Source organism: Streptomyces sp. NPDC003635, assembly GCF_053587635.1.
On the sequence record NZ_JBSFOK010000069.1, the window covers coordinates 18,816 to 33,240 of the forward strand.

Sequence of the window (14,425 nt, forward strand, 5' to 3'; positions counted from 1 at the left end):
CGCACGCGATACGGCCCGCCGGTCCGAGGACCGGCGGGCCGCTTGCCTCACGCTGTCAGCGCACGGCTAGTAACGGGTGGTGAGCCAGAACATCCTGAACTGCGTCTTGTCCCCCCTTCCTCGGAAGACCTTGCCGCCCAGGTTCATCGTCTGCTGCACCAGCGGTGCGCACACGCCCTTGCAGACGTTGCGCGAGGTTCCGCCGTACACGACTTCGAGGTTCGGGTCCTGCTTCACCCAGTTGAACACGGCCTCCTCGGCGTGCTCGTAGGCCTGCTTGCCCTTCGCCGTGAGACGGCCGGGCACCGGCTGGCCCTGGATGAACTCCTCGCCGTTCTTGAGGACGCCCGAGCCGACCTCGTCGATGTTCTTGCCGCCGGCCAGCGCCACCTTCTCGCTGATCTCACCCGTGATCTTGTTGCGGACACCGATCACGGCGACCGTCGAGTAGTCGTGGCCCTTGCCCCACTGCTTCTTGAGGTCGTCCGCGCGCTTCTGCGCGGCGATCGCCTCGTTCTCATAGCCACAGTTGTGAACGAGAACGGCGGTGTGGCCCGCGCCCACGTAGTACGTGTGGACGCCCTCGACCGACAGGTTGTACACGCGCTCCGTGCGGTGCGCGGTGTCGATCGCGGTGATCTGGACCCAGGTGCCGGCCGAGGTCTGCAGCCACATGCCGGACTTGAGGTCCTTGGCCTTGACCCACCGGCCGAAGTCGGGCAGCCAGTACAGGTGGGCCGCCGTGGACGTGATCTCGACCGGCTTGGCCTCGCCGTCCTTGCCGTCGCGGTCGACGGTCAGGGTGACGAGGGCCTTCTCGCCCCTGTGGCTGCGGGCGTTGGTGACATACCGGGGCTCGGTCTGACCGGTCTCCGGATCGGTGGCCACGACCTGGTCGCCGACCTTCAGCGTCTCGATGGCCGTGGTGCTGCCGTCCGGCAGGACGACCTGCGTACCGGGCACGAAACTGTTGGTCTTGCAGGTCTTCGCATCCGGCTTGTCCGGCGACTTCGTCGTCGTCCCGTCCGGGCCGTCCGCCTTGCGGGCGTCGTTCGCCGTGTCGACCGCGTCCCCGGCGTTGTCCGCCGCCTTGCGCGCATCGTTGGCGCTGTCCGCGGCCTCGATGCCCTTCGCCGCGTACTTGCCGGCCTTGACCGCCGTCGCACCGTAGCCCACCAGCGGGATCGCCGAGGCGAGCGAGAGTGCGGCGTCGGCGTAGTTGCCCTCGGCCGCGTACCAGATGCCGTTGGCGACGTCCGCGACCTCACCGACGACGGGAACCATGCCGACCACGTCGAGCGCGGCGTGGCCGATGTCGGAGAGCGAGAGCCCGAACAGGTGCCCGTCGATCTCGACGAAGCTGATCGGGTTGCCGCCCGCGAAGGCGTACCGGTTGCCGGTGAACGGGTCCGTGGCCAGTGACATGTCGGAGAGCGCACCGCTGTACGAGTCCCGGGTCAGGAAGCGGTTCAGGCCCGGGTCGTAGTTGCGGAAGCCCATGTCGTACGTGCCCGACGAGGCGTCGAAGCGCGAGGAGTTGAAGCGGAACGCGTTGTACGAGTCCTGCTCCTCACCACCCGACGACGGCTTGTCCGCACCCGTCATCTGCGACGAGTCGTCACTGCCGTAGGCCGTGTAGCCGTACGTGGCGCGGGTCCTGCCGTCCTCCTTCGTGATCGCCTCGACATCGCCGCGCGGGCTGGTGACGTACTGCGAGACCTCCTTCGCTCCGTCGTCCTTGTGCTTGATCTGCGTGGCCCGCTGGCCGCCGGCGAGGTACTGGTAGTCCTTGTCGGCCTTGCCGTCCACGGTCTCGCGCAGCAGCGTGGTGTCGAGTCCGAGGTAGGTGAACGCCGTCGTCTTGCCCTGGTCGCCGGAGGTGGTCTGGGAGACCGTCCGGTCGAACGGGTCGAAGACGTAACTGGTGGTCTGCGCCGTCGCACCGACCCCCGAGCGCACCTTCACGGTGCGGTCGAAGCCGTCGTACGTGTACTTCTCGGCGGTCTGGCCACCGGTGCTGACCGTGTCGAGCCGGCCCAGCGGGTCGTAGTTGTAGGTGGACGTGGCACCACTCTGCGACGCCGACAACAGCCGGTTGCGGTCGTAGCGCTGGGTGGTGGTGACGCCGTCGACCTTCTGCTCGACGATGTTGCTGTTGCGGTCGTAGCGGTACTCCTCGGTCGCCGGGCTGTCGCCCGCCTTGCCGACCTTGGTGATGCGGTCCTGCGGGTCGTAGGTGAAGGAGTACGTGTTGTTGATGTAGGCCGAGTTGTCGTCGGCGTTCATCAGCTTGAGCACGTCCTTGGAGCGGTGCCCGTTGGGCGTGTACTCCAGATCGTGCTGCGTCACGACGGTGCCGCCCGAGGTCTTCTCCAGGGACTGCTGGACCGACCCGTCGGGGTAGTACTTCATCTCGAGCGTGTTGCCGTTGGGCTTGGTCTGCTTCAGGAGCTGGCCGCGCCCGGTGTAGGTCATCGAGGTGATCTGCTGATTGCCCGCGGTGGGCGAATCGGCGTTGGTCACCTTCTTGACCAGGTCACGCTCGTCGTACTCGATCTTCGACCAGGTCAGGTCGTGCGTCGACGTGAGCGGATTGCCGTTCTCGTCGTAGGTCAGCGCGGTGGTGTTCTTGACCGTGCCGGCCGCGATCTCCTGGACCGTCCTGATCCGGTTGAGACCGTCGTACGCGATCTTGTACGTGTCGATCTTCGCGCCCGGCGAGAGGTCACGGACCTCGGTCTTGTTGCCGTTCGCGTTGTACTTGTAGGTGAAGTCCTTCTTCTCCGTGTCCGTCTCACCGGAGTTGGAGCGGACCAGCTTCACCGAGTCGGCCAGGACCGTCCCGTTCGCCTTGTCGGTCAGCGTGACCTTCTGCGGACCGTCCTCGACGAACGGATAGCTGCCGAGCGAGATCCACTCGCCCGGGCGCTGGGTCTGGTCGACCGTCCTCGTCGCGCTGCCGCCGTCGTGATCGACCTTGAAGGTGGCGTCGCTCGCGGCCCCGGTCATCCTCGGGTGCCGCACGAAGACCTCGTACGTGCCGTTCTGCGGGATGTTCAGCTGCCACGACAGCGAGGCGCTGCCGTCACCCGCGGGATGCGAGTACGTGTCGTAGCCGTACTGCTGCTCGGCCTGCGTTCGCGACCAACTGCCTTGGAGGGCGGTGTTGTTGAAGTCCGAGCTGTCGACGAGGACGACCTGCTTGCCGACGGGCACACCGTCGTCCGAGCGGGCCTTCTCGTTGCCCGACAGGTAGTAGTCCCAGGTCATGGTGCGCTGCTGGGAGCCGCCCGCCGAGGTGAGCGTGTTCTTCGTCTGCTGGCCGAGCTTGTTGTACGCGTAGGACGTGGTGATGTCCCACGGGTCCTTGGACGTCTCGGTCCAGCCGTTGTCGTAGTAGGTGTACTCGGTGACGTTGCGCACCGTCTGGCCGTCGGACGGCGGGGCCGAGACCGACTGGAGATTGCCGACGGAGTCGTAGGCGTAGAACACCGAGTCCGGCGTGGCGTACGTCGAGTCGTCCTTGTCGAAGGCGGAGCGCTCCTCCTTCACCCGGTTCAGCTCGTCGTAGACCGTCTCCGACGTGAAGTCCGTCGCGTCGTCGGTGGTTTCGACGCCGCGCGGGGTGATCGTCTTCGTGCGGTTGCCGACCTGGTCGTACGCGTACTTGGTCGTGCGGTACGAGGTGACGTTGCCGGAAGCGTCCTCCTTCACCGGCACCTTGGACTCGACGAGTGCGCCGCGTTCGTCGTACGTCGCGAGCGACTCGTTGCCCTCCGCGTCGGTCTGCGCGACCTGAAGGCCGTCCTTGTCGTAGCGGACCGAGGTGGCCCACTCCAGGGCGTCGATGGTGCGCGTGGTGCGGTGGTTGAGGTCGTACTCGTACTTGGTGGTGTAGTCGTCGGGGTCCGCGCTGGCGTTCTTGCGCGGGTCGACGATCTTGACGACATTGCCGACGTTGTCGTACGACACCGTGGCCTTGTTGCCCTCGGCGTCCACCATCTCGACGGGCTGGTACGCGGCGTCGTAGGCCGTGGTCGCCGTGAAGTCGCCGTCCTCGGGCGTCAGATTGCCCTGCGGTCCGGTGACCTTGACGACGTTGCCGACCTTGTCGTACCCGGTGGTCGTCTTGCGGCCGGGGTCCGTGGGCTCGTCGCCCGGGTCGACCTGCTCGACCTTCTGGTCGGCCCTGTCGTACACCGTGGTGGAGACGGCCCCGTTGGGTGCCGTCACCTTGGTGATGTTGTCGTTCGCGTCGTAGACCGGCGCGGGCGTGACGATGAAGTCGTTCTCCGCCTGCTTGACGGGCTCCTTCTTCTCCAGGGGGCGGCCGAACGCGTCGTAGGCCTGCGTGACCTTGGCGCCCTTCGCGTTGACGACCTCGGTGACATTGCCCCGGTCGTCGTAGGCGAAGTGGGAGTCGTGGCCCGCAGCGTCCGTGATGGTCTTCGGGAAGCCGACCGGCAGGAACTCGCTGTAGCGCGTGGCGTGTCCGTTGGCGTCGGTCTCCTTGACGACCTGCCCGTACACGTCGTACTCGGTGCGCGCGGTGTAGTCGCCCTCGGTGGCGGAGGCGACGCCCTTGGGGTCGGTGACCGAGGTCAGGTTGCCCACGGCGTCGTAGCCGAACCGGTAGGTGCGGCCCTCGGGGGACTTCTTCTCGAAGAGGTCCGCGATATGGCCGTCGAGCCCGTAGGAGTAGGTGAAGGTCTTCGCCGCGGTGCCGTTCTTGTTGGCCTCGGCGTCCTTCTGCTCCAGCGGGTAGCCGGTCTTCGGGTCGTACTCCCAGGTGGTGACGGCGCCGTTGGCCTCCTCGATGCGCGTCACGTTGTTGTCGGCGTCCCAGGCCATCTTCGTGGTCTCGGACTTGGGGTTGGTCATGGCCGTGGCACGGCCGTAACCGTCGATCACGTACTGGCTCGCGTGGTTCTCGGCGTCGGTCACCTTGGTGTTGATGACCGAGCCGGACGTGCCGTCCGGATCCGTGTACGCGTAGCCGGTCGTCCCGCCGAGGCGGTCCGTCAGCGTCTGCGTGTTCCAGTGGAACTTCGGGTCGTCGCCCTCGCTCGGGTAGTAGTAGTCGAGCGAGGTGGAGTTGCCGCGCGGGTCGGTGACCCTGACCAGCTTGGCGTTCTTGTTGCCCTGCTCCATGTCGTACGCGAAGCCGAAGACCTTGGGCTGGCTGGTGCCCGCGCCGTCGGTGAGCTTCGTGAGCAGGCCCTTGTCGGAGTACTCGAAGGTGACCTTGCGGCCCGAGATGTCGGTCATCGACTTGACGTGGTCGATGATCTTCGGGCTGCTGGTGTCGGCCTTCGTGTAGTAGTCGACCGTGAGCGACTGGCGCTGCGCCGGGTCCTCGATGTACGTGAGGAACTTGACGGGCTTGTTGTTCGACTTGCGCTCGGCGTACGTGTACGTCTGCGTGTTGCCGTTCTTGTCGACGACCGCCGTCAGGTAGCCGTCGCAGTCGAAGAAGAACTGCGTGCGGTCCGGACGCGTCAGCGACCAGGCGCGCGGGTCGCCGTCCGAGCTCGGCTTGCAGTCCACGGCCGTGTTCTGCCGGAGCAGGTAGTGCACACCGGCCGGGGCCCGCCAACTGCCGTCGTCCTGCTTGCGGAAGACATGCGCCGTGCCGTCACCGTCGGGGAGGGTGACCTCCGTCGGGTTCGGGTTGGGGTGGAAGTCCAGCGCTGCGCCGAGCCGGAGCGGCATCGCGAGCTGCGCCGACCAGCCGTGGCCGAGGACCGTGTCGGAGGTGTCCTGCGAGTTGTACGCGAAGCGGGCGAAGGTGGCGATACCGCGGCCCGGGTTGGAGAACGCGTTGTACTGCCAGACCGTGTTGCCCGCGTACAGGTTCGTCATCAGCGACGAGCCCGCGCCGGTGTTCTTGCCCGCGTACGAGTAGAACTTCTCCAGACCGAGCTGGTTGGAGGTCGGGTCCTCGGTGCGGACGTTCTGGGCGAGCGGCGGGACGTTCTCGGTCGCCGACAGCCACGTGTTGTTCGCGGTGTTCTTCAGGTCCCACTTCAAAACGTACTCGAGGCGCTTGTTGCCCGAGTCCGAGTTGATGGGGGTCTTCAGCTTCGCCGGGACGGTGATGGAGTCGCCGGGAAGGACCTCGGTGGCGAGCGGCGTCGCCAGCTGGTTGCCGCCGGTGGTGGCGTCCGTGCCGTCGGGCAGCGACCAGGTGTAGGAGAGGGAACGCGTCCCCGCCGGCCAGGTCGCGGTCGTGGTGTTGGTCAGCGTGACGTCGACCGTGTACTCGTCGCCGGGGATCATCCGCGCCGGGGTGTACGGCGAGAAGTACGTGTTCTCCGTCGACTTGGACAGGTACGTGACCACGAGCTGCGGCCGCAGCTCGGCCTCCTCGGCCTCCGAGGACAGGAACATGGTGCGTTCCTGCGGCCCGGCGGCCGACTCGTCCTTGAGCCGCACGGCGACACCGTGGTTGCTCGACGGATCCGAGATCCACTTCTGGGCGAGCGAGGTCAGCGACCAGCTCTGGCGCGCCGGGTCGTTGGTGACGGTGCCCACCGTGTCGGAGACCGCGGCGTCCATGTCACCGCCTGCCGCGCTCCAGTTGGTGGTGGAGTTCGCCTTGGTCCAGCTCGCGGTGGTCTCGTCGAAGTCGCGGGTCAGACCGCGCGCTTCGTAGACCGCGCCGTTCGAGCCCGTCGTGGTCGTGAAGCCCCACATGTCGAGCTGGGCGTCGAGAACGCGCGCGTTCGCCGGGATGTTCTCGGTGCCGGGGAAGTCGAGCAGGGCCCGAGTGGTGCCGTACACACTGGAGTTGTTGCCGACCGCGAGCCAGGACCGCTGCTGACCGGACTCGGAGAGCGTGTCGTGTCCGGTGGTGGGCTGCGCGGAGGACAGGGTGGTGTCGCTCTGGCCGCTCTGCAGGATCAGCGTGGTCAGGCCGGCCTTGGGGAGCCGTACGAGCTGGGTGGTGGACGGCAGCACGCGGCCGTCCCTCAGCTTGACCGCGACCATGTAGTAGTAGGCGTTGCCGAACGGGTCGGCGGAGTCCGCCGGTGTCGGTGTGGCCGTGGTGTCCGTGAAGGCGCGCAGGTCCTTGGCGACCGGCGAGACCATCGTCTGCGCGGACGGCGTGAAGCGCTGGAAGACGCTGCGGTGGACCTGGTACTCGACGATGTCGTCGCCGTCGGCGGCCGACGGGTCGGTGTACCCGGGCCAGGTCAGCTCGGCGCCCGTGGAGTGCACGGTGCGCGGCGGGTTCACGTCCACGCCTTGCGTGCCGTACGTGAGCACGAGCTTGGGGTAGTTGGCGATCTCGCCCTTGTACGCGTACTCGGCGGCCTCGTAGCGCGGGCCGCCCTTGGGCGCGGTGGCGGACTCGTCGCCGGCCTTCACCACGAAGCCGTTGTTGGTGTACGTGCCGTCCAGCCACTGCTGCACGGTCTTGGTGACCGCGAAGCTGTGCCAGGTGTTGATCACGTCCGGCCGCTTGGTGACCACACCGCCCTTGGTGAAGCGGACGGCGTCCGCCAGCACGGTGGTCGACGTGGAGGCGGGAGCGTCACCGAGGACGACCTTGCCGGCCGTGCCCGCCTTGAACGGGTGCGTGCCGAGCGTCTTCCACTCGCCTTCGCTGCCCGCCTGCTGGTTGACGGTGTACGCCTTGCTGCCGCCGCTGTAGTTCACCGTGTACGGGGCGTTTGTGGCGCGGTCGGAGGCCGGGACGTAGTGCACGTCGACCTGGTAGTCGCCGTCCTCGGGGAGGTTCGGCTGCCAGGAGTACGTGTCGCCCGCGGTGGCGTCCTTGTTGTACCGGTAGTCCTGGCCCTTGGCGTACTGCGTGTACGCGGTGTTGGTCGAGGCGGGCCAGGCGCCCTGCGCGGCCGTGGTCCCCGCGTCCCCGTCGTCGACGAGGACGGAGGTGCCGGACAGTTCGCCGGTCAGATCCTTGGCGTTGTTCCAGGTCGCACCGGTCTCGGTCCACGGGCCGGTGGCCCGGTGCGCCTCCAGGACCACTTCCTCGGCGCCGGTGGTGTGTGTCTGGTCGTAGTAGAGCTTGAGCTCGGCGTTGTCGAGCTTGGTCCCCGCCGGGATCCCGGCCAGGCCGAAGCGCAGCAGGGCGCGGCTCGATCCGGTGGAGGTGTTGCCGACCGAAAGCCGCCAGCTGCCGTCGTAGTTGTCGGCCGGACCGTCAGAGGAGATCATGACGTCCTCGGACTGCGCCGGGGTCGGCGCGATGGTGATGGTCGGATCGACCGTCACCGGGTACTGGCGCGCGTCGGCCGTCAGCCACTTGGGGTCGGGCCGCAGGCTCACCTCGTACGAGCCGTCCTTGCCGGTCAGCTTCTGCCGTACGGCGTCGGAGGACTTCGTCCCGTACGGGGAGGAGGCGTCCTTCTTCGAGTCGGTCATGAACGGCGCGGGGATGACCAGTTCGGGCCGGTCGGGTCCGGCGCTTTCGCTGTAGAGCGCGATGCTGCCGTTGTCCTGCGCCTTGGCCTTGAGACCGTGGGTGTCGAGCGTGAACTCGTAGACCGGAGCGGTGGCGGGCCGCTCGCGCAGGACGATGCCCTCCTTCACGCTGCCGTTGCCGACGGTGTACTGGAGGTCGGCGCCTGCACCGAAGGCGTTCTTGTACGTGACGGTGTTGCCGTCGGTGACCGGGGGCAGTTTCCTGGCGGCCGGGGCCTTGAGCCCCAGGGACACCCAGTGGCCCTCGTCGAGCTCGAAGCGCACCAGCTCACCGGGGCGTGAACTGAAGTACGTACGGGCCAGGTTGGTGGTGTTGGCCTTGTCGAAGCCCTTGCGGCCGGTGTCGGTGACCTCGCTGTCGATCGGCTTCCAGACGCGCTCCTTGCCCTCGCCCGCGGGGTACGCGTCGGGCACGGAGGAGACCTCGGACTGGATCCGTCCGTCGGACAGCTGCCAGTAGCGGGCGTGCGGTGTACGCCGGTCCTTGAGCTCCTTGACGCGCTTGGGCTCGGCCGCGGCCTTGCCCTTGGGGAGGCGCTCGTTGGCGACGACGTCGGTGTCGGGGAGGCCTGGCGGGTCCACCGGCTCCGCCTCGTCGTCGCCGGTGCCGAGGAAGTTCTTGATGCCGGAGGCGAGCCGCTCGGTGTCCGGCGGCTGCGCGAAAGCGGGTGTCGTGGGCGCCAGGGCGGAAGCAACCGCCAGCACCACGGTCGTGGCCAGGAGCCGTCTGGCTCTCGGTCTGTGCATCGGTTTCCCTTCGCGAAGGAACCAAGTACCAATTGCCGGACGACAATTGGCGGCCGGACCACCTACACCGATGCGCGATGCGCATGTCAAACGAAGGGCGATAAGGCGCAGGGCGCGTCAAAGTCCGGGAAAACAGCCTGAGTTGGGGACGAATTCCAGCCACCGCCGCAGAATGCCCCATTTGGCCGCCAGCTTGACATGCGCCGGCCCATACCCCTTGGATCTGGCGTCGTCGCACAGGCACAGAGCCGTGCCGCCCCAGTCGGAGAGACGCCATGACCAGAGGAACCGTGGAACAGGTGGAGCCGCAGGGCGAGTCGGCGCACGGCGCGGCCGGCGGTCCGGCGGACTCCGCCACATCGCCGAAGAACGGCAGGCTGCGGTTCCTCACGGACCGGCCCGTTCCGGTGGTGGCAGCGACCGTCTTCGCCCTGTGCGCCGGACTTGTCGCCTACGGCGTTCTGCGGGGCGAGGAGAGTGATCCGCCGCGCAAGGTGCCGACCGCCGCCGTGACCTACGAGGTGACCGGTAAGGGCCGCGTCGACATCACCTACCAGGGCGCGAGCGAGAAGGGCACGGCGGAGACCGTCACGCGGGCGCGGCTGCCCTGGCGCATGGAGACCAGAGTTCCGCTCGGTCGCACGCCGGTCGTCTCCGTCGTCATCGGCTCCGAGGGCGGCAACGCCAAGTGCGCCCTCGCGATCAAGGGCCGCCATGTGCAGAGCGCGACGGCGGATGGGCCGTACGGACGGACGGGGTGCAAAGGCGTTCTTCCCTCGCCGTCACCCAGCGGGGACTGACCGGCCCACCGGCGCCCCGGAACGGACCTGCCGGCCGGCGGGGTGCGGCGCGGACCTGCCGGCCCGCGGGATTCGGCGTGGGCCGGTCGGATGCTCACCGCAACCGCACCTCGAAGTCGTCCGCGGCTGATTCCAGCCATAGAGCTCAGCCGAGCTTCCTGTCCAGGGCCGCTGCGAAGAAGTCCCACTCCTTTCGCAGCTGCTGCTGCTCCGAACTGTGCTCAAGCAGCGCGCCGGCGCTGGAATGCTTCATCTCCACGTCCCCCGACCGACTGGTCAACCTCGGCGCCTGCCCGCTCTCCGGTGGGGTCGATGGCATGCGACCAAGCAGGACGCCCTGCTGGCCTCTGGTCCGTCCGCCAAGGCATCGGCACATTAGGACAGCAGGCACTCTCCCAGCGGATCAAAGCAAACGAGCCCGTGCTCGCGCCGACGAGGTCGCGTCCCTCGTCGTGGTGTTGGGGATCAACTGGCGGGCGTGTTTGGAGTGTTGGGTAGCGCGGGGGCGCTTTCGGGGAGTTCTCGGTAGATCTAGCTCATGCTGCCTTCGGGGAGGTAGCGGCGGGGGAAGGCGATCCATTCGTCGTGCATCTCGAAGAGCACGGCGGTGACCAGCCGGATGAGCGCGTCGTCGTTGGGGAAGACCTGAACGACGTCGATCCTGCGCTTGATCTCCCGGTTCACCCGTACCAGCGGGTTCGTCGACTGGATCTTCTTCCAGTGCCGGGGCGGGAAGTCCGCGAACGCGGTCAGATCCTCCTTCGCCTCCAGCAGCATCGCTTTGACCTTGGGGAACTGGGTGCCGAGCATGTCGGCGACGGTGTCCAGCTGAGTGCGCACGAGGCCGGCGGTGGGCTGGGTGAAGATCGTGCGGATCGTCGCGGCGACCATTTCACCGGAATCCCGGTCGATCACGCTGAAGGCGTTGCGCAGGAAATGAAGCCGTAAGGATTCAACATGGTGTTTCGCTGTCTTCTGTGACGGATGCGAGTACGTCGGCGGCCGTGGTGAAGCGCCGTTGGGCGAGCGTCGGGATGTACGGGTCTTGTTCGAGGAGGGGACGGACGTCCTCGATGGCGTTGCGGATGGTGCCGCGGCTCACACCGAACAGGTCGGCCAGGGTCTGCTGGTCACACAGATGTCGCTGGGAAAGGACCGTCGCCAGGATCCGGTCAGCGTCGGTGATCTTTTGACGGAAGACGCCGCCACGGGTTCCCGGGCGCCGATCGCCACCTCGCTTGCGATGCCGACGTTGTTCGATCGTGGCTTGGTAGGGCACGGTGATCCGATCGATCAGCGCCTGGAAGTCCGGGCGGGGCATGCCGGTGAGTGCGGGGTGGGACAGGGTCTGGGAGAGATCCATTCGGCTGGTGGTCGCACCACCTTCTGCCCAGTCGCGCAGTTCCTGGGCGGAGGAGAAGTAGTGCGCGGTCTGCGAGACGGTGATCTTCTGGGCGTCGATGAGTGTGCGGGTCTCACCGATGACCTGGCCGATCGTGACCGGGTTGATGGCGAGCAAGTCGACCAGGACCTTCTGGGAGCAGACGCGGCGCAGGTAGATCACGGTGATCAGGATGCGGTCGGCGTTCGAGAGCAGGGGCCTGCCGTGAGCTCCGGGGGCCTTCAGGCGTCGGCCGCCGCGCTGCTGGAACTTGCGCTGTTCAGCCCGGGCCGCCTGCGCGGGGGCCAACTGGGCGAACAGCGCGTCCAGTTCGAGTGAGGTCATGCCGCTCAGGCGCGGGTCGGCAAGCATGGCCAGAACCTGGGACCTGGTGTGGTCACGGTCGCTGGTACTGATCACGCAGTCGCCGGTGGCACCGGCCGAGGCGATCGTGTAGTTCCAGGATCCGTGCTGGTCATGGGGTTCGATCGGTAGTGAGCGCAGGTGCTCGCGGCTGACGGAGAGTCCCACCGGGTAGGTCCCGGTATCCAGCTCGGCGTGAACGCGCAGGCCCGTGCGGGTGCGGGTCGCGGCGATGCTGTTGACCACGACTTCGTGGCTGGTCAGGGGCCTGCCACGCCAGTTCATGGTGATGTGGGAAAACAGCCGATGCTCGATCTTGTTCCATTTCGACGTGCCCGGCGGAAAGTGACAGACGGTCACCGTGAGACCCATCTGGGCGGCGAACGTGGCGAGTTCGGCCTTCCACAGCCGGTAGCGGTAGCTGTTGGACCCTCCGCAGTCCGCGGTGATCAGCAACCGGTCGGCATCCGGGTAGTCCACCCGGCCACGGGCGTGCCACCAGCGGCGGATCGACTCGACGGCGAACACCGAGGTGTCGTGATCGGTGCCGACGTTCACCCAGCCACTGTCGTGGGCCAGATCGTAGATACCGAAGGGTATCGCCACCTCGACATCGGGGCCGATGAAGTAGAAGCTGTGGTCCTCCGTCTGCACCGGATCTCCGGCGGGGCGCCATTGCCGTCCGGGGTTTGGCAGCTGACCCAGCTGCTCCTTCTTCTTGGCATCGATGCTGATCACCGGCTGTCCTGCGGCCTGGTGCTCCTTGACCTGTTCGTTGATGTAGCGGAACTGTGCGTCCCGGTCGGGGTGTTGCTTGCCCTCCAGGGTCTTGGCGCTGGCTTGCAGACTGAAGCCCTGTCCCTTCAGCAGCCGGCCGACGGTCGGAGCGGAGACCGGGTGCCCTTGCCTGGTGAGCTCCTCGGCGAGGTTGCGCAGGGACTTGGTCGTCCAGCGCAGCGGCGACATCGGATCACCCCGCTCGTCCGGTTCCACCAGCTTCAACAACGCCGGAACCAGGGAAGGATCTTGCTCTTCGGCGGGCTTGCGGCCACCCCCGGGGCGCCGGACGCAGCCGTCCGGCAGCGGATCCTCACCGGCCTCCAGCTCGAACACACCGTTGCGAACCGTGGTCTCGCTTACCCCGGTCACCCGTGCCACGGCCCGTACCCCACCGTGTCCGAGCAGTCGCGCCTCCTGCCCCAGCATCAGACGCCGCTGACGCTCGTTCAGATGCGGCAACACGACCTGGAACCGCAGTGCAAGCTGATCCAGAACGTCGTCGGCGAAGCTCATACCAGAGCAACGATCTTGTCCTATGAAAGCAACGGGTTGATTCTTTACGGCTTCAATGAACCCTGCACCTTTGCCAGGCGGCGCCGAGCATGACCTTGCGGACCGCGGCGACCAGCCCGGCGTGCTGGCCGGTGACGACCAGGCGGACCCCGGACAGGCCGCGTTCTCGCAGCGAGCGCAGGAACTCCTTCCAGAACGCCTCGCTCTCGCTGTCTCCGACCATCAGGCCCAGGACCTCGCGGCCTCCGTCGTCGGTGATGCCGGTGGCGACCACGACGGCCCGGGAGACGATTTGGTGGTTCACCCGTGCCTTGCAGTAGGTCGCGTCCAGGTAGACGTAGGGGAAGCGAACGTGATCGAGAGGGCGGGTGCGGAACGCGGTCAGCGGCTCGTCCAGCGCCTGACAGATCCGGGAGACCTCGGACTTGGAGATGCCGCTGTCCCCGCCGAGGGCTTTGACCAGGTCATCGACGCTGCGGGTGGAGACGCCATGCACGTATGCCTCCATGATGACGGCGTAGAGAGCCTGGTCGATGCGGCGCCGTCGCTCGAGCAGGCTGGGGAAGAAGCTGCCGGTGCGGACCTTGGGGATCTCCAGGTCCAGATCGCCGGCCAGCGTGGTGAGCACCTTGTCGCGGTGCCCGTTGCGGATGTTGGTTCGCGTCGGCGTGTGCTCGTTCCACTCCGCGCCGATGTGGGCACTTGCCTCGGCCTCGATCAGCTCCTGCACCATCCGCTCGGCGATGGCACGGATGAGCTCGATTCCATCGGTCGAGCGTAGTGACTCAAGCAGCCGTATCAGGTCAGACTGGGACAGGGCCATCGTGCACTACTCGTGGTTGAACTGGGCGTTCACCAAGGAGAGTTACGCGATGGCCCGCCTCCTGGTCAAGGAGCGGTACCCACCCGTGGAAGTGCGCCCCGGGCAGACGCCCGCGCACTCCCAGCCGCTGATCCCGTACACCACGACAAGGGACACCATCGCCATTGCCGTCGTACTTGCTCCAGCTCGCTCAGTCCTGGGTGCAGGCGTCGCGGGTGGACTCCGGGCAGCCCGTCGGCAACGGCGCACGGCCTGGCGGTTGATGTGCTTCAGTGCGGTCCGGGCCGCGGGGTCACAGGCCTCCGGCCGGGCCGGTGCCGCCGGGATGACCACCGCTTCAACCGTCTCCTGACAGCCTAACACGATCCGTCCCATTCACTGTATTTACGCGCTTGGATGGAGACCGGATAGGGGGAGCTTGTCCGGGAAGCATGGCGCACCCGGGCAGTCCATTGACTTCCTCCCCCTCCTGAAGGGAGGGGGATTCCTACGGCTCGCGCCGTAGGGGTTTCTGCTTCGTCGCCGACTGCCCGCCCGGAGTGCTTCGTTGAGGCCTTACACCGGCTCCAC

The 14,425-nt window shown here is 67.2% G+C and carries 3 protein-coding genes and 2 pseudogenes; 1 reads left to right on the forward strand and 4 read right to left on the reverse strand.

Features of this window, described 5'->3' with window-relative positions:
* Positions 1–66: 66 nt before the first annotated feature.
* Entirely contained in the window at positions 67–9,195 is a 9,129-nt protein-coding gene (locus ACWDRW_RS37450) for a golvesin C-terminal-like domain-containing protein (protein ID WP_451732114.1), read from the reverse strand.
* A gap of 275 nt (positions 9,196–9,470) precedes the next feature.
* Here ACWDRW_RS37450 and ACWDRW_RS37455 point away from each other — a divergent pair, with 275 nt between their 5' ends.
* Positions 9,471–9,995, forward strand: coding sequence for a hypothetical protein (locus ACWDRW_RS37455; RefSeq protein WP_451732117.1), 525 nt, complete (start codon positions 9,471–9,473; stop codon positions 9,993–9,995).
* Between the two features lie 531 nt (positions 9,996–10,526).
* On the opposite strand, the pseudogene ACWDRW_RS37460 reads toward ACWDRW_RS37455, so the two are convergent.
* From ACWDRW_RS37460 to ACWDRW_RS37470, 3 genes and pseudogenes are all read right to left on the reverse strand, one after another.
* Positions 10,527–10,940 (reverse strand): annotated as a pseudogene (locus ACWDRW_RS37460) (transposase); the annotation flags it as partial.
* Between the two features lie 7 nt (positions 10,941–10,947).
* The gene (locus ACWDRW_RS37465; RefSeq protein WP_451732120.1) at positions 10,948–13,032 is read right to left on the reverse strand and encodes an ISAzo13 family transposase; all 2,085 of its coding nucleotides are present in this window, start codon (positions 13,030–13,032) and stop codon (positions 10,948–10,950) included.
* Positions 13,033–13,087: 55 nt separating this feature from the next.
* Positions 13,088–13,855, reverse strand: a pseudogene (locus ACWDRW_RS37470) (IS256 family transposase); the annotation flags it as partial.
* Between the last annotated feature and the right edge of the window lie 570 nt (positions 13,856–14,425).